Source organism: Metabacillus herbersteinensis, from assembly GCF_042433335.1.
Lineage (GTDB): Bacteria > Bacillota > Bacilli > Bacillales > Bacillaceae > Metabacillus > Metabacillus herbersteinensis.
This window is the reverse complement of the sequence record NZ_JBHLVO010000005.1, coordinates 1-16,285: the sequence shown is the minus strand read 5'-3', so window position 1 is coordinate 16,285 and position 16,285 is coordinate 1. Positions and strand designations below refer to the sequence as shown.

17 protein-coding genes, 1 pseudogene and 1 other annotated feature are annotated in these 16,285 nt (G+C 38.5%); of the genes and pseudogenes, 5 read left to right on the top strand and 13 right to left on the bottom strand.

Annotated elements, in window-relative coordinates; genetic code table 11:
- From ACFFIX_RS08415 to desA, 6 genes are all read right to left on the bottom strand, one after another.
- Positions 1-819 (bottom strand): DUF4037 domain-containing protein, encoded by an 819-nt coding sequence (locus tag ACFFIX_RS08415; protein WP_378933078.1) that lies wholly within the window; start codon positions 817-819, stop codon positions 1-3.
- Between the two features lie 49 nt (positions 820-868).
- Positions 869-1,603, bottom strand: coding sequence for a class I SAM-dependent methyltransferase (locus ACFFIX_RS08410; protein ID WP_378932471.1), 735 nt, complete (start codon positions 1,601-1,603; stop codon positions 869-871).
- 71 nt (positions 1,604-1,674) lie between these two features.
- Entirely contained in the window at positions 1,675-2,154 is a 480-nt protein-coding gene (locus tag ACFFIX_RS08405) for a helix-hairpin-helix domain-containing protein (RefSeq protein WP_378932469.1), read from the bottom strand.
- A 196-nt stretch (positions 2,155-2,350) separates the two neighbouring features.
- Positions 2,351-2,953, bottom strand: a complete 603-nt coding sequence (locus ACFFIX_RS08400) for a response regulator transcription factor (protein WP_378932467.1) — start codon at positions 2,951-2,953, stop codon at positions 2,351-2,353.
- A complete protein-coding gene (locus ACFFIX_RS08395) occupies positions 2,950-4,074 on the bottom strand; it encodes a sensor histidine kinase (RefSeq protein WP_378932466.1) in 1,125 nt (374 codons plus the stop codon). Before ACFFIX_RS08395 ends, ACFFIX_RS08400 begins: the two co-directional genes overlap by 4 nt.
- Positions 4,075-4,121: 47 nt before the next feature.
- The gene (gene desA / locus ACFFIX_RS08390; RefSeq protein ID WP_378932465.1) at positions 4,122-5,141 is read right to left on the bottom strand and encodes a Delta(5) desaturase DesA; all 1,020 of its coding nucleotides are present in this window, start codon (positions 5,139-5,141) and stop codon (positions 4,122-4,124) included.
- Positions 5,142-5,665: 524 nt separating this feature from the next.
- Between desA and ACFFIX_RS08385 the strand changes: the two genes are divergently transcribed.
- Complete coding sequence (locus ACFFIX_RS08385) at positions 5,666-6,139, top strand: hypothetical protein (RefSeq protein ID WP_378932464.1); 474 nt, start codon at positions 5,666-5,668, stop codon at positions 6,137-6,139.
- A gap of 61 nt (positions 6,140-6,200) precedes the next feature.
- Here ACFFIX_RS08385 and ACFFIX_RS08380 read toward each other — a convergent pair whose 3' ends face one another.
- Positions 6,201-6,926: a GDSL-type esterase/lipase family protein gene (locus ACFFIX_RS08380; protein ID WP_378932463.1), complete on the bottom strand. Its 726-nt coding sequence runs from the start codon at positions 6,924-6,926 to the stop codon at positions 6,201-6,203.
- 19 nt (positions 6,927-6,945) lie between these two features.
- Complete coding sequence (locus ACFFIX_RS08375; RefSeq protein ID WP_378932461.1) at positions 6,946-8,211, bottom strand: Y-family DNA polymerase; 1,266 nt, start codon at positions 8,209-8,211, stop codon at positions 6,946-6,948.
- 133 nt (positions 8,212-8,344) lie between these two features.
- On the opposite strand from ACFFIX_RS08375, the gene ACFFIX_RS08370 reads away from it, so the two are divergent.
- Positions 8,345-8,542, top strand: coding sequence for a YqzH family protein (locus ACFFIX_RS08370; protein ID WP_378932459.1), 198 nt, complete (start codon positions 8,345-8,347; stop codon positions 8,540-8,542).
- A gap of 203 nt (positions 8,543-8,745) precedes the next feature.
- Here the strand turns inward: ACFFIX_RS08370 and ACFFIX_RS08365 are convergent.
- A pseudogene (locus ACFFIX_RS08365) lies at positions 8,746-9,003 on the bottom strand (aldo/keto reductase); the annotation flags it as partial.
- Between ACFFIX_RS08365 and ACFFIX_RS08360 the strand changes: the two are divergent.
- Positions 8,952-9,545, top strand: coding sequence for a TetR/AcrR family transcriptional regulator (locus ACFFIX_RS08360; RefSeq protein WP_378932457.1), 594 nt, complete (start codon positions 8,952-8,954; stop codon positions 9,543-9,545). The pseudogene ACFFIX_RS08365 and the gene ACFFIX_RS08360 sit on opposite strands and share 52 nt — an antisense overlap.
- A 250-nt stretch (positions 9,546-9,795) precedes the next feature.
- On the opposite strand, the gene ACFFIX_RS08355 is transcribed toward ACFFIX_RS08360, so the two are convergent.
- Positions 9,796-11,484: a bifunctional metallophosphatase/5'-nucleotidase gene (locus ACFFIX_RS08355; RefSeq protein ID WP_378932455.1), complete on the bottom strand. Its 1,689-nt coding sequence runs from the start codon at positions 11,482-11,484 to the stop codon at positions 9,796-9,798.
- Positions 11,485-11,682: 198 nt separating this feature from the next.
- Positions 11,683-12,183 carry a DinB family protein gene (locus tag ACFFIX_RS08350; protein WP_378932453.1) on the bottom strand — a complete coding sequence of 167 codons (501 nt, stop codon included), beginning with the start codon at positions 12,181-12,183 and terminating at the stop codon, positions 11,683-11,685.
- Positions 12,184-12,385: 202 nt separating this feature from the next.
- Here ACFFIX_RS08350 and ACFFIX_RS08345 point away from each other — a divergent pair, with 202 nt between their 5' ends.
- Complete coding sequence (locus ACFFIX_RS08345; RefSeq protein WP_378932451.1) at positions 12,386-12,565, top strand: YqzH family protein; 180 nt, start codon at positions 12,386-12,388, stop codon at positions 12,563-12,565.
- A 431-nt stretch (positions 12,566-12,996) separates the two neighbouring features.
- On the opposite strand, the gene ACFFIX_RS08340 is transcribed toward ACFFIX_RS08345, so the two are convergent.
- Both ACFFIX_RS08340 and ACFFIX_RS08335 read right to left on the bottom strand, forming a co-directional pair.
- Entirely contained in the window at positions 12,997-13,791 is a 795-nt protein-coding gene (locus ACFFIX_RS08340; protein ID WP_378932449.1) for an SDR family NAD(P)-dependent oxidoreductase, read from the bottom strand.
- A gap of 14 nt (positions 13,792-13,805) precedes the next feature.
- Entirely contained in the window at positions 13,806-14,771 is a 966-nt protein-coding gene (locus tag ACFFIX_RS08335) for an MBL fold metallo-hydrolase (RefSeq protein WP_378932448.1), read from the bottom strand.
- 257 nt (positions 14,772-15,028) lie between these two features.
- Positions 15,029-15,243: a binding site (T-box leader), on the top strand.
- Between the two features lie 60 nt (positions 15,244-15,303).
- Between ACFFIX_RS08335 and proC the strand changes: the two genes are divergently transcribed.
- Positions 15,304-16,143 (top strand): pyrroline-5-carboxylate reductase, encoded by an 840-nt coding sequence (gene proC, locus ACFFIX_RS08330; RefSeq protein WP_378932446.1) that lies wholly within the window; start codon positions 15,304-15,306, stop codon positions 16,141-16,143.
- The last annotated feature ends 142 nt before the right edge of the window (positions 16,144-16,285 follow it).

The following is a 16,285-nucleotide window of genomic DNA, read 5'->3' as shown; positions in this document are numbered from 1 at the left end:
TTATTGCCTGTTTTCAGGACGTAAAAAATTAGCTCTTTGAACATATTCATCTATCTCAATATGAGGAAAATAGAGCTTTACAAGAGATTGCACTTCTTCTACAAGCATTTCAAGTTCTGTGATGCTTTCATTCACATCGCCTACTAGTATGTTAGTGAGTCGTTTATCTAGATTCTTTGGTTTAATATCTATGGAGTAAATAGTATGGTGCATCCATTTAAAGGCTGGGTGGTGAACATACAATTTGTTTAATCCTAGTAGTGTGGCCATTAATTTTTGCTGTACAGAGCAAATGACTTCGTATAGCATTAGCCAATCACTTCTGTCTAGAAGTGCTCTTCGATTAATCCATCTACTACCTAAATCTAGATGACTTAAGATCATATTTTCTGCAAGCTTATCTGGATAAAATTGAACCTTATTTTTTAAAATGCTAATCAATCGTTCTCCGGATAAACTATAACCAAAGTGTATGGATGCTAGAATGCATTGTTTGTCATAGTCTATTTCGTACATCTTCACTACGTCATCAATATATCTATCTATCGTCTCGGTTAAAAAGTTGCTAACCTCTATTTTAATATTCTCTATTGTTAGGTACGTTTCTGACCATTCTTCATCTTCGTATGGAAAAAAACCAAGGATCTTTCCGTTCACTTTTTCAATCGGTGACAACCTTTCTAAATCACTTGGTGGTTCTGACCATAGTATGTGTAATTCAATATCTGAATGCTGATCTTGCCAGCCTCTTGAAACAGAACCAGCTAGTAGTATACCCTTAATTTTTTCGTTTTGTTGATAGGTTTTTGCTAACTCAATTGCGACTTCTTTTAAATTCTTTTTTCTTCCTTCTTTCTTGAACTCATAGTTACTTTTTCAACGCAAGCTTGATCGATAAAATTATCGGCTCCTTAAACACACCATTATTATTATGAAATAGCAATTCTTCTCTTAAATCACGTTCAAATCCCTCTGCATTTTCACCAAGAAAACGCTTCGATCCATAAGATGTTGAGTATATGTTTCCAATAATCGTGTCTACAGTCCATATTTGTTCATATGTAGGTATTGTTAGGGTTTCTATATCGAATCTTGATTTTGCGATAACCTCTTCATGGCTCGTTTTAGGGTGTGAGTAAATGGTATTTCCAGCTCTTCGTTGATCTCCATACCACCGACTTACCACTTCGTTCACTTTCCTTTGCCATGGCAGAGGTTCTTTATCTGGGGAGTAATGTTCATCTATAATTGCTACTCCCCCTCCATATGAAATCATCTCATAGAGCGTGTCAAGAACAGCCTCTCTTTCCATCCAATGAAAGGCTTTTACGATAGTAACCATTCTAAAAGTATCATCATATTGAGATTTATATTTTATTAAGTCACCATTAAACCACTCGATGTTTTCAATTCTTAGCTCCTGACCGAGACGTTTGGCTTCCTTAATCATCTCAAGCTCAGGGTCTATACCGACAATTCGACTACTCCAATCCGAAAACCTAAGTGCCAGCTGTCCAGTTCCACAACCTAAATCTAACAACTGGCTCTTTCCGTCTAGAGAAAACTGGTTGACAAGGCGTCTAACTAAAGATGCTGGATACATCGGTCTGTAGCGTGAATAATAGTGTGATGTACCTTTAATAACTCATTTCCGTACTTCTTCATATCGCACTCCTAATTGTTCGTATTTTTCTTCTTTTCATACCAAGCAATCGTTGGTCTTGTAGTAGGATATCCATATTGCTCTCGATAGCTTTTTCTATCAGGTGTAAAGTCAAACCAACTTTTGTTACTCTCAGGGTGATTCGCATGATGGACAATACAGCGAAAAGAATCTTCTAAACAAGGATCCTCCCAGTATCCAATGCGTTCTTCTAACCTATTAATTAAATCAGCACCCTCCTCGGTTTTTACCTCTTGAAGTGAGTAATAACCCAAATCAACTAAACGTTTTGCCACTTTTGGGCCTATAGAAGGAACCGTTTGGAATTGTGCCAGTCCACGGAGGTAGTTGGCCCGTTCGAATGAGGATTGTAAACATTGGGATAAGTTCATGATGTCCATATCGGCAATCTCATGTAATTTTATTTTACATTTTTTTAGGTTTAGTTTTTCTTCAGGAGTTAAAGGAATTTTCGGAGAAGATACTTTCATAATTTTCACCTCTACATAAAATAATTTTTTGTCCCAGAGTACTCTAATCTCCTACACCTCAACATTAACATATTCTACCTTTTAAAACGTCAAAAAAGTGAATTCCCCTGGGAAATTCACTGCTCTCATATTTTTCTTAAGTATAGAATAAATGCTCAGTTGCCTTCATTCAAATCTCTAAGGTCTCATTCTACCTCTATTTAAACCAGCCCTTTTCCTTAGACTGCAAAATGGCTTCGATCCGATTTTTAACTTCTAACTTTTCAAAGATGGTTGAAATATAGTTTCGCACGGTTCCAGTTTTGATACTGAGTTGGTCAGCTATTTCTTGTGTATTCATTCCATCTGCTACTAGTTCCAACACTTTCTTTTCTCTTTCAGTAAGCGGGTTTTCCTCACTGTACACATCGTCCATTAATTCCGGTGCATAAATTCTTTTGCCTTCGATGACTTTACGAATTGAACTTGCAAGCTCTTCGCTTGGGCTGTCCTTCAGTAAATAACCACTTACCCCTGCTTTTAAAGCACGTTGAAAATACCCTGAACGAGAGAAGGTTGTTAGGATAATCACTTTGCAGTTCGCTTTTTCTTTCAGCTGTTCAGCGGCTTCGAGTCCGGTCAAGCCAGGCATTTCAATGTCCATAATACAAACATCTGGTTGAAACTTCTGCACGAGTGTCAGGGCTTCTTCGCCGTTACTCGCCTTGCCAACCACTTCCATATCCTCTTCCAAATTGAGCAGTGAACCTAATGCTCCCAAAAGCATTTGCTGATCTTCAGCAATGACAATTGTAATCATATCTGCTCCTCCTTAGCTTTTAGCTTTAGGTCAAGTGGTACTTTAATGATCAATGAAGTACCGTTATCCCCTGAAATTTCTAGGTTTCCGTTAACAAATTCAAGTCGTTCTTTCATCCCGATCAGTCCGTTTCCCTTTGTTAAATCATCTTCTGACACATTTCCAATTCCGTCATCTCGGACAACCATGACGAGTCCAGTGCGGGCTTGTTCGACGGAGAAGTAACAAGTAGAAGCCTGGCTATGTTTGATGATATTGTTCACAGCTTCTTTTAAACACATGCTGAGGATATTCTCGGTTAACAAAGGAACATTCGTAAGGTTAATTTCTTGTTCACTCACAAAGTTGATCTCAGCTGCTTTAAGGATCTGTTTAACAGCGATCAATTCATCTTTCAAGCGGATGCCACGCATTTCCGACACCATTTTCCTTACTTCATTTAAAGCGGTTCTTGCAGTCGCTTGAACGTCTTTTAATTCATCTTTGGCTTGCTCCGGATCTTTGTAAATAAGTTTTCTAGCCAAGTCGCTTTTTAATCCAATGAGCGAGAGCTTTTGTCCTAATGTGTCATGAAGGTCTCGAGCAATTCTCTGGCGTTCTTCTAGCTTTACGAGCTCCGATATCTTTTTGTTCGCGTCTTCTAATTTTTCCTCCAACTGTCCACGCTCTTTTTTGTTATGAATATTGAATGGGAGAAGGATGACACTGATGCAGGTAATGATTATAAAAGGTAGTTGCTCTAAGAACATTTCATCGTGCAGAATGATGCTAAAGTTTATCGACGCCATTGTGCTTACTAAGTGGATGATATATAAAGTTAAAAAAGCAAATCGGTCGCTTATATTTCCGATATAGTAAGCAATATAAAAAGCAAAATAGATATAGCTAAACAGGTACATTGATGTAAAAGAAATGCTAATTAAAATACATGTCCATAGGTACACCGGCCAGCCTTTAGAAGTAAACGCAAAACGAAATGTGATAAAAAATAAGACGGTCAAAACAATCCCAACTACAATCTCAATCGTAGAAGAAGATTGGAAGATAAAATAAAACGGCAAAATACTTAGAACAGCCCATATATAAGGGGAAATTCCATTGCTTATATATTTTTTAAACATATTGAAATCCCCTTTTTACTGTAAGCTATTTTTATAGATCCTCGTGGTTAATTGACACTATTACTTCTCATTTTAGCCAAATTCTTAATTTCTGTATATCCTACGAACTTTCTGTTTTGTTCATCCCATAGACGAAACTTTAGTGATTGCAAGCTTGTTGCTAACGTAATCGTTGGTATGTTTTGTAATGGTAGAGTATTGACATGTGCCTCTTCAAGTTTATAGTTCGGCACCCTTGGGCTTAAATGGTGAACATGATGGTAACCAATATTTCCTGTCATCCATTGGAGAAATTTAGGGAGCTTGTAAAATGAACTTCCCTCTACTGCTGCTTTCACGTAATCCCATTGTGCAGTTTCTTCAAAATAAGAATCCTCAAAGGTATGCTGCACGTAAAAAAGCCAGATGCCAACAGATCCTGCAATTAAAAAGATTGGAGCTTGTACTAAAACAAAAGCTTCCCATCCAATTGTCCAGCAAAGCAGACCTATCAAAGCAAAGATTGAGATGTTTGTAATATAAGTGTTGATGCGTTCTTTTGACTTAGCACCTTTTTTATTGAATCGATTTTTAATAAGGAATACATAAATTGGACCTAAACCAAACATAACGAACGGATTTCGGTATAGTCGATAGGCTATTCTACGCGATAAAGATTCTGCTAAATATTCATCCACCGTAAGCATCCAAATATCACCTGTTCCACGCTTGTCTAAATTACTGCTTGTTGCGTGGTGAATGGAATGGTCATGCTGCCATTGGCTATAAGGGAAAAAGGTAAGTACCCCTGTGACTGTTCCGACAATTTTATTTGCAAGTCGATTTTTAAAGAAAGAGTGATGACAACAATCATGAAAGATAATGAAAGTTCGTGTCATAAATCCAGCTGCTACTACAGCAATTGCTAACGTCAGAAAAAAAGAAATAGACAGACTCTGATAGGCAAGGAACCATAACAAAATAAAGGGTATGACCGTGTTTATGAGTTGCCATACACTGTCTTTTGTATTTGATTTTTCATAAGGGGCTACTTGTTTTTTTAAGTTTTTTTGTAGTTGTTTTGTCATTTCAGTAATTCCCTTCTTTGATTGGTAATTTAAATGATAAAGGGTTTTCATCATTTTGTGCAGTCATATGTGTCATGTCCAAAACATGATAAATGTCATATAGGACAAAAGGATCATTAAGTTAAGTTCATCTTAGCAACTTTAATAAAAATTCCCTGTTTAATTATTAATGTCGAGAACTCCCTCGAATTATTACATCAATTATAAAAAAAGCGCAAGCGCCTTGTTCAGCCCCGACAAGCATAAGGCGATTCTAAATAGAAGGCGTTCTTTGCCTTCAATTTAGAATTGACTTATGACCTCGAGGGGCTAGGCGCTGGAGCTGGATTCAGAAATGCAAACTGAATCCTAGAATTATATAAATTCTGATATTAGTACAAAAATAGATGTATTTTTCTTTATAAATAAACAAATAACAAACAATAGTATATCTTTTAAAAGAGACTCCTGGTTTTCAAATCCTCGCATAAATAACTAGTCATTTAAGATTAATAATAAATAAAAGATCTGAATGGAGGAGTTTTATGAAACAACCAGATTTCGCTTTAACTCAGGGATGGTGGTATCCCGCTATTCTCGGTTCGGTATTATTGTTATTTATGATTTTCATGCCTAAAAGGTTAAGTTGGAGGGAAATTTATATTACTTTTAGCCTTATTGGATATATCGTTTGGACAGTTGATATGACATTAGCGGCGCCCTTAGACATATTTGATATTGGACACCCAAAAAAAGAAGGATTACCAGAAATTTTGCTGTTTAGTGTCATACCCTCATGTTTATCAGTAATCTACTTAAACTACTATTCACAAGAGAAGAAATGGTTCTATGTCGTCCTATTTGTTGTTGTATCCCTTATTTTAGAGTGGGTAACAGTTAAAGTCGGATTAATGGAATTAAAGCTTTGGAAAACATGGTGGTCAACACCTGTTCACTTCGTTGCTTATGCTTATTTCTTACCATGGCATTTAAAATTCATTAGGAGAAATCAGGCTTAAACAAAAAAATAACCTATTCAGCAATGTGAATAAGTTATTTTTAAATACCCTGTGTTTATCCTCAATCAATTCCCTTATACCCCAATTGCAAGAGAGTATAAGCGATTTCTTCATATCCACGATTGTTTGGATGAATTCGATCTCTAGATAATAATTCATCTTCTCTTCCTTTGAAAATGGAATAAATGTTAGCCACTCTGATCAAGGAACCATCGTCAAAGCTATTTAGATGTCGATTAAATAAACGAACCCATTTATCTGAAAGTGGTAGTTCGGGGAGTGGATTATAAAGATTTAGAATTCGAATCATGTATGGCTCTCCACAGTCTTTTTTCAATTCTTTTACAATTGTGATGATGTTGCCTACATTTTCTCGGCATTCTTTTAATGACTCTTGTAGGTCGGCATCTGATCCCGTGTCTGCAAATACTTTACTTGCACTGATGAGGTCGTTTCCGCCGGCCGATAATGTGATGATATTGGCATGTTTAATTTTTTCGTGAAGACACGGATTTTCAACAATCTTAAGTACCTCTCCCGTTTCAATTCCAGATCTTGCATATACATCTACAAATACACGTGCATTTAGTTCAGCCTCTGTTAATCTCGCGTAATTAGATACAAATCCTGGTGCTAAGAAAGACGCCCCCACCCCTACTGTTAGGGAATCTCCTAAAGCCATATATTTTAAGAACTGATGTTGCTTCTTTTCTCTCATGTACACACCTCGACCTAGAATAAATTCCATATACAGTATTCTAGGAATTGGCTTTGGTAGCTTGTTCACCTACAATAGTTTTAAAATGCTACGCTTTATGACCTCCAACAAGCTTGGCACGATGTGTAGCAGTTCCTGCATTTGTATAGGAAACGGCTCTGAGGACGGCGTCTGATCCATATTTGCTACGGATGGAGTCCATCACATATCCGAGTGTACGCTGTTTAAATCGATTTTCTTGAAATAAATCAAGCTGCATTTCACAGTCTTCTTCAATATTTGATAAGGTTACCGATATTTTACGCACTGTTTTGTTCGTGTAAAACTGCCTAAAAAGCTGAAGACAGGTTTCGTAAAGGTCCATGGTAATGTTTGTTGGTTGAGCAATCGTTTTTGCGCGATGAAAACCTCCGCCAAATTCATCCTTGCTGTAGCCAATTCCGAGACTAATTGTGCGCCCCACCTTGTGATGCTGACGCGCTCTCCTTGCCACTTCTTCACAAATTTCTAAAATAACATGCTTCACTTCTTCAGGATCGGGGTAGTCGCGAAGCAGAATCTGACTTTTCCCAAAGCTAATCTGTCCCTCCATAATCGGCGCACCGATTTCTGATAAATCAACTCCCCACGCGTGGTAATAGAGTTGATTGCCCATAATGCCAAACTTTTTTTCTAGCAACTCCAATGGGTAGTTGGCAAGATGTCCTACATTAAAAATCCCCATACGATTTAACGTTTTTTCCACTCTACTACCAATTCCCCACATCTCACTCAGTGGTTCAAGCTTCCAAAGCTTTTCTTGTACGTCGTCATAGGTCCATTCTGCGATCCCTACTTTTTTTGCATCCGTATCAAGACAGATTTTTGCAAGCAGCATATTAGGCCCAATTCCAATTGCACTCGGAAGCTGAAATTCCCGTTCCATATCGTTTCTAATTTTCTGTGCAATGGTTCGTGCGTCTCCCCATATATGTTCAACCCCGTCGACCTCGATGAAGCTTTCGTCAACACTGTACGTGTGGATGGATTCCTTTGGAACGTAGCGATGAAACAGTTTTGTTAGCTCAGTCGACATTCGAATGTACATCGCCATCCTCGGATTAACGAGTCGAATACGAGGATCATTAGGAATTTCAAACATTCGTGAGCCAGTTTTAATACCAAATTCTTTTTTTAACCGCGGTGAAGCTGCAAGCACAATGCTGCCCTTTCGCTCTGTATCACCAACGACCGCTAGATAGCAGGTAAGTGGATCAAGTCCAAGCATGACAGCGGCACAGCTAGCGTAAAAGCTCTTCATATCAATACAAAGAATCTTCCGCTTTTGAAATTGATTGTAATCCACACTAATCATGTCTCCCTTCCTAAAATAAGAATATATGTTCGCAATAACAGTATATCGATAATCGTAAGGGAATATACGTTCGATTTCAATGGTAGTTTTTTCTGTGGTGCCTGATATAATAATGTTGTGAGGTGAACTGTCCGTGGAGGAAAAATTTCTTTATAAAATGATTCAGCAGTGCTTTTATCAGTATGAGCGCGATTTGGCTATAGATCCGCTAACAGATGAAGAGTATGTACGGATCTTGGCTGCTGTAAAAGACCAAAAAGATGAAGGTTCTGAGTGGTATGAGGTGGTCGAAGATGTTGTGTATGGGTATGTAACTAATCAGGAGGAATAAACGAAAGAGCAAGTCTCACATCCCGTCGCGATGTTGAGACAAGGCAGCAAAAATGCAGCCATCCTTTAAATCCTATTCGTTGACGCTCGAGTTCTATATGGGGTGGAGGGCACAGTATAGAAAAAGCCGATCTTCCTACTTAGAAAATCGGCTGTACTTCTGTTATAAATTTTAAAACTATATCAAGTTGTCGTCGCACTAAATTATTTAAAACCAACTATTGGGTGTGGTACATATGGCTCTTCCAGGAACGCAATTTCTTCAGGTGTTAACGTAATTGAAAGAGCAGATACCGCATCTTCGAGATGAGAAATTTTCGTAGCACCGATAATGGGAGCTGTTACCGGTTCCTTCTGTAGCACCCAAGCAAGCGCGATTTGAACGCGCGGAACCCCACGCTTTTTTGCGATTGAAGCAACTCGCTCCACGACTAATCGATCAGTATTTGCAGTTGCATCGTACTAAAGTGGATCGAAGAATAGGCAAATTTCAAGAAGCGATAAAAAAAGCTGTGATTGAATTGATGACTGAAAAAAAATTTGATGACATTACGATACAGGATATTTCCGACAGGGCTAATGTTAGCCGCGGAACCATCTATCTTCATTATTTGGATAAATTTGATCTGCTGGATAAACTCATTGAAGAACATATCAACGAACTACGGGAATTGTGCGAATCGGCATCTGAAATGGATTTTATAGATGCGAATTTGATCTGGTTCGAATACCTTGAAAGTCATTATTTATTCTTCACGACGATGTTAGCGAGTAAAGGAGCCCCGTCTTTTCGTAGCCAGTTCCATCAGTTTCTCATTGAAGAGTTCAAGGATGAAGTCGATATAACAAAAGGAAAAAATCGCGGATTAAATGAGGATGTTGTTCTTCAATTTATTGTTACGTCTTACGTAGGGATAGTGGAATGGTGGTTCAAGAATGAAAGGCCTTATTCACCTCAAGTCATGGCAGAACAAGTAGGGATATTGTTAGAGAGGAACCTTTAGTTTATCTCCTATGAAAAAGCTACCACTATCTAGTGAGGAAGAAAGAGGATAATTAGAACCATTGATGTTCCCATAGTTCTCACATCGAAGGAAAGATAATTGACATAAATTCATGCTGGGCGCACAACAAAAAGACCAACCCAAAAAACTATCGGGATGGTCTTTTTCACCAAAATATAGGTTGTGTTTTTCAGTGCCCTCGATCAATCCGAGGTCATCTACTAGTTGCATGATAGGTATTAAAATAAAATTATGGTCTCGTAACATCAACGATTCGTTTTTCAATTTGAGGGTTAACATTTACTAACTTAGCCACATAGTCTCGCAGATTTTCCCAGTCGGAAAATCCTAGGTCTGTGACTCGACCTTCTTCATAGGCTTTTCTGAATACAGTGAACCCATCTCCACCTTTTGCGGTGAATGCATTAGTTGCCACAACGTACTCTTTTTGCAGATCTAATGGAGTAAATACACCCTCTGATGTCTCAACATCCATTGAAACGACTCGATTTCCAGCTGGCTTTGTGCTATCGTACGTGAATTTCAAACCAGATACGTGAAGGAAACCGCCGCTTTCTTTAGGAGCCTGGCTGACGCTATGCTCGAGCGCAGACTTAATTTCTGTACCGGACAGTTTTATTGACGCAAGAGTGTTCCCAAACGGAAGTGTCGTCAAAACATCTCCAAACGTGATCTCCCCTTGATCAATTGGGGCACGTATTCCGCCACCGTTTTGGAAGGCTATAAGCGTATTCTCATTGAATATCTTTGCCTTATCCAGCATCCCATCGGTGATGAGGTTTCCTAACTCTGTTTCACTGTTTCTTACACTTGGTCCAACATCATTCGTACGTGGGTTCATTAGTGCTTTTTCAGCAATGCCGCCAGTTGGCTTGTTTTTTAATTCTTCTATTTTACTAGAATACTTTTTAAGTAACTCGGCTGCTTCTGGATCTTCTCTTTTCGCGGATATATTAATCAGTTGACCTGCTTGTCCGATCACTTGCCCTTTTTTGTTGAATTCAACATCAAGTGTTCCTAAGAATTCACTATATTGATAGGCTTGAACGATAACTGTAGGATCTTTTGCTTTACCTCTTTCGTCAGTAGAAACAACGACAGCGTTATTGAGCTGCGTATGGCTGTGGCCGCCAACAATAACATCGATCCCTTCTACGTGTTTTGCTAGTTCAAGATCATTATCATATGCTGGATTATCATCAAACCCTAGGTGAGTAATCGCAACGATCTTATTAATGCCTCGATGCTCCAAAGCTTTTACCGCTTCTTCTGCCTCTTTAATATAATTTTCAAACACAATACCTTCAGGGCTTGATATTTCAGCTGTTTCTTCGGTTGTAAGACCGATAAATCCTACTTTCTCACCGTTTACTTTTTTTACAACACCTGAATAGATGTTGCTATCTTTTGCATTGTTTTTTGTCTTGTCATGAAACAATCCTTTTAGGTGATCATCATTAGAAAAGTCAATATTCGTACTAACAAATGGAAAATTTGCGTTTTTTACAAAATTGGCTAACGCTTCATGGCCTTCAGGACTGGATCCGAGGTCGAACTCGTGATTTCCAAATGTCATAAGGTCATAACCAACCAAATTCATAAACTCAAGATCAGCTTGTCCCTTAAATTCATTAAAAAAGAGAGTTCCAGAGAACACATCACCAGCATCCAGTAACAATGCGTTTGGTTTTTCCTGACGTACTTCTTTAATAGCCGTAACTCGTTTTGCCACGTTATCTAAACGTGCATGTGTATCGTTGGTATGCATGAGTGACAGGTTAAATGTTGCATCTTTTGGACCAGTTTTTTTGGCATCTTCATTAGGCGCAGCAAAAGAAGGCATTGCAAATTGGGAAGAGATCAGCCCAACAGCAAGTGAGGAAGCTAGTAATCTTTTAAACTTTCGATTTAAAGACATAACATCACGATCCTTTCAATTTGACCATACTTATTTAATATAGCACAACGACATCTTAATAATATTTTAATAAATTCCCAGGATACTTTAAAATAACATGCACCTTTAGCGCAATAAGAAATAGGAGTTGCTAATTACAACTCCATTGTTTATCTCTCGCGCCTTATTCTTGCATAAACACAAAACGTTATCATTTATTTAATAGAGAAAAAACACATAATCCGTAGGTACACCTCGTTCACCTTGTTGACGCAGCATCGCTGTCACATTTCCGCGATGGTAGGTTCCATGATTCACTACATGGTGAATCAGATCGGCAAGTATGAACTCACTACGACCATATTGAGGGTGCTCAGTAATGATGATTCGTTCTGGATCTTGCTGCTCTGCAAGAAAGCTGTAAAATTCCTTTGATAGAGCATCATAGAACACTTCTAGTTCATCTACCGACGCCCCTGATGCTTCTGACTTTCGACGCTCAACTTCTCTAACAGTATCATGGAAGCTGCTTCCTTTCATCGTCTCCAACCAGGTAATGTCTGTTGCATAAAGGTGAATCAGAACATCTGAGATCGATGAGAAAACACTTTTAACAGTCTCGTTATAAACCCTATCAGGTAGTTGCTTCAAGTGCTGGATCACTTGTTGGTTAGCCCAAACATGGTAATCGTACATTTTCTTTGCTCGGTTATTTTGCATTTAGCTCACTCCTCTCTGTTATAAAATTGGAAAAGGTTTTTAGAACTCTTCAGGAAACTTTAATTTGTTTACTTTTGATCAGTTTTCTTCTTTAATCTCTATTCAACAAAACACTCTTTATTTCCTTTTTTTGTAGAAGCAAAGGGACGGTTCTTATAACTCCGACCTCCCTCCTTCAGAAACGTGGTGAGGTGAACGGTTCGTGGAAGAGAAATTTCTTTATAAAATGATTCAGCAATGCTTTTATCCGTATGAGAGAGACTTGACTATAGCTCCATTAACAGATGAAGAGTATGTAGGTATCTTGGCTGCTGTAAAAGACCAAAAAAATGAGGGTTCTGAGTGGTATGAGGTAGTTGAAGTGTTGTGTATGGGTATGTGACAAATCAGGAGGAATGAAAAAAAGAAGAAGAATCGCTATCCTTTTAAAGTACTCTTAATAGGATTTGTGATATAAAACGATGTGTTTTTTTGTGAATTTCTAAAAAATAATGTATTATAGTCTACTTTTAGACAAGTATCTTCGCGATTACACATAAAGTAAAGAGGGATTTTTGATTCTATAAGCGACAATTGAAGTTCTATAAGCGGAATCACAAGTTCTATAAGCCAATTTACAGGTTCTATAAGCCAAATCCGCCATTCTATAAGCCAATCGACGATTTACGACAAATTTTGACTCACTTTCTCTTTCAAAGAACTAGCAGCTGAAATCTAAGTACTTATCCCTAGTACAAGTACTTTATACTTCCTGGGTTCCAATGAAAAGTGCCTGTCCCCTGCCGTGCTAAGCACTGGAGGACAGGCACTTTTTCATTTTTTATTAAACGCCTTGATTGCAAATCGTTCGACGACATGTGGCATGAGTTGATAGAGTGTACTACCAGTGTTCATCCAGCCGGGTAAATTAATCTCTCGTTTAGGTGTCATCATGATAGAAACAATTTGCCGAGCGACCTTATCGGGATCAAGCATCCATCGTTCTACATTTTTCACGTACTCCCCGCTCTGGTCGGCAATGTTAAAAAAGTTTGTGCGAATCGGTCCTGGGTTCACAGCAGTTACATAGACATTGGCTGCCTTTACTTCCATTCTCAAACTATTCGTAAAACCTAGAACCGCATGCTTTGATGCCGAATAAAGACTAGATTTAGGTGTTGCAAGCTTACCGGCTTGTGAGGCAATGTTAATGATATGCCCTTTTTTCCGCTGGATCATTGATGGCAATACCATTTTCGTGCTAGCAATCAGTCCAAATACGTTCACTTCAAACATCGATTTCATTTCGTCAAGCGAAGCGTCAACTGCCGTATTAAAAATACCAAATCCTGCGTTATTAACAAGTACATCAATATCCCCAACTTCTTGCTCAATGCGAGAAAAAGTTTCTCTGATCGCCGCACTGTCTTGCACATCGAGCTGATAATAATAGCAAGAAACCGCATAGTCTCTTTGAATTTGATTAGCAAGCTCTGCTAAACGGTCACTTCTTCTAGCAATTAAAATTGGATGAGCACCTTGTCTTGCGCACTCTATCGCAATTTTTTCGCCAATTCCTCCTGATGCTCCTGTAATTAGAACTTGACAGCCTTGTATTCGAGTATTCATGTTTATCACCTCAATTAGTCAACAAAATAGATATGCTGTTCAGAAGACCTATTAACTTTAATTTCACCGATATCCTCTAAATAGTCAAGCTGCCCCACCGTCTCAGACATCGTTAGCATCAATTGCTTCTGATAAATAGCCGGAAACAATTGCTGACAAACTTGAAAAGCTGTCAAAGACTGTCCATCAAGAAAAGAACGTACTAAAAATGCTCGTTCTTTTTGCTTGCGCATCCGATGCAAAATAAGCTCGTAAGCATTATCAATAGACTCCCCGTGTCCTGAAAAAACAGTTGAAATTGGAAGCTCTAAAAGCTTTTTAAAGGATGCATTAAACTGAAGTTGTGGTTTAGGTCGCAGATTCCCTTCCATCGGTAGTTCAAGAAGAGGATTCGCAGATATTTTCTTTAACAGAGTGTCTCCACCCAGAAGTAGTCCGTCACTCTCTTGAAGCAACACAATATGACTTTGAGCGTGCCCTGGCGTTTCATAAACGTGCCAACCATCCAAACCAGGTATAGCATCCCCTTCTGAAATGGCAGTATGTAAATCTCGGTTGCAGGAGTAATTAAGCGTATCATTGAGCTGTGATAAAAAGCGTAAGAACCTTTTATCTACTCCAAATTGACTGAGTAGTGATTCAAAAAACGAGCGTTGACGCTCCATGAAATCTGGATCTCTTTTAAGCCAAGGTCGATTATATTCATGCCCAATAACTGGTACGCTATCCGAAAAATAATCCGTTAAGCCCACATGATCAGGGTGATGGTGAGTAAGCACAATCTGTTCAATATCTGCAGGTTTATAGCCAATTTCTTGTAACTGTTTTTGAAAAGAAAACCAGGCTTCTTCCGTTTTTGGACCTGTATCGACAAGGGTGAGCTTCTCGCCCTTTACAAGGTAAACATTCACATCACCAACAGGAAAAGGAGTTGGTAATGTAATTTGATACACTTTTTCAGAACTTGTCATAGAATTCATTTCCCGCCTCTTTTGCTATTTTTATATAAAATTACGTAAGCATGCCTATGTGAATCCACATGAAATATAGTTCAGTATAACCTCATTTTACTCTTCCTTCAGTATTTTGTCATTATATTCAAATAATTCAAGAGTTATACTGGGAACTTAGATATGGATCGTTCTCTTCCCCCGTCCTCTACGTCATAAAAAAGAAGCTTGACAACAACTTGTCTCACACTGCATAATGAAAAACAATATAAAGACTTGTTCGTTCATATGTAGCATTGATTAGGAATAGTAAATGAGAAATGACAAAAGAGAGTGAAACTCGTTAGGCTGAAAGGTTTCATTGTCCTCTTTCTCGTTGAACCTTCCCTATGAGCTGTTAGGAAAACCTAACCGTCATCCTGCGTTAAAGGAAAAGAGCTGGGGATATTGTGCATACAAGTCCCAACTAAGGTGGTACCGCGAAAATCTTTTCGTCCTTTGAATATCAAGGATGAAGAGATTTTTTATTTGGAAAAATTTCAGGGGAACAGGAGGAGCAATCATGAAGAAAATTGGTTTTTTAGGTGCAGGATCAATGGCAGAAGCGATGATTTCAGGTTTAATAAAAGGGGGCGTTATGACTCCGGAACAAATCATTGTCACAAATCGATCAAATTACGATCGACTACAAGAACTAAAAAACAGATACGGAATTGAAATAACGGATAACAAAGAAGTTTTCATCCAAGAATCTTCAATTGTCCTCTTGGCAATGAAACCAAAAGATGTAAGCGAAGGAATTGGGTCCATAAGATCGTTTGTAGATAGGCAGCTGATCCTCTCCGTTTTAGCAGGGATCTCCATTCACACGATTGAGGAGCTGTTCGATAAGGATATTGCAGTAGTAAGGGCAATGCCAAATACGTCTGCTTCAATTGGAAAAGCAGCAACTGCAATCGCTGCAAGCGACCGTGTGAATATCGGAGAACTAAAAATATGCCAAACCCTTTTTGAAGCCATTGGCATTTGTACAGTTGTAACCGAAAATCAGCTTGACGCGGTAACTGGTCTTTCTGGAAGCGGGCCAGCCTATATTTATTACCTCGTTGAAGTGTTAGAAAAAGCAGCCTTAGAAGTCGGTATCGATGAGCTTATTGCAAGAGAGTTAATTCTCCAGACGCTTTCAGGTGCCTCTGAAATGCTGAGGGTAACAGGAAAGAGTCCAACACTTTTAAGAAAAGAAGTCACAAGTCAAGGCGGAACAACTGAAGCAGGCCTTTCTGTTTTAAAAGAACTGCAGTTTGAAGAAGCAATGATTGCTTGTGTGAAACGAGCAACAGAGCGTTCAGTGGAGTTAAGGACGTTGTTTGCTAAGTCGTTGGTGAAGAGTGCAGATAACTAACATTTAAATTTATAGACGTAAAAAGCAGTGTAGTTTACACACTGCTTCAGTTTGTAGACAAAAGGAGTTCGGAATGCCTCATTCCGAACTCCTTTTTGATTTTTTTATTGGATTTGAAGCAATTATAGAGAATAGTAGACCT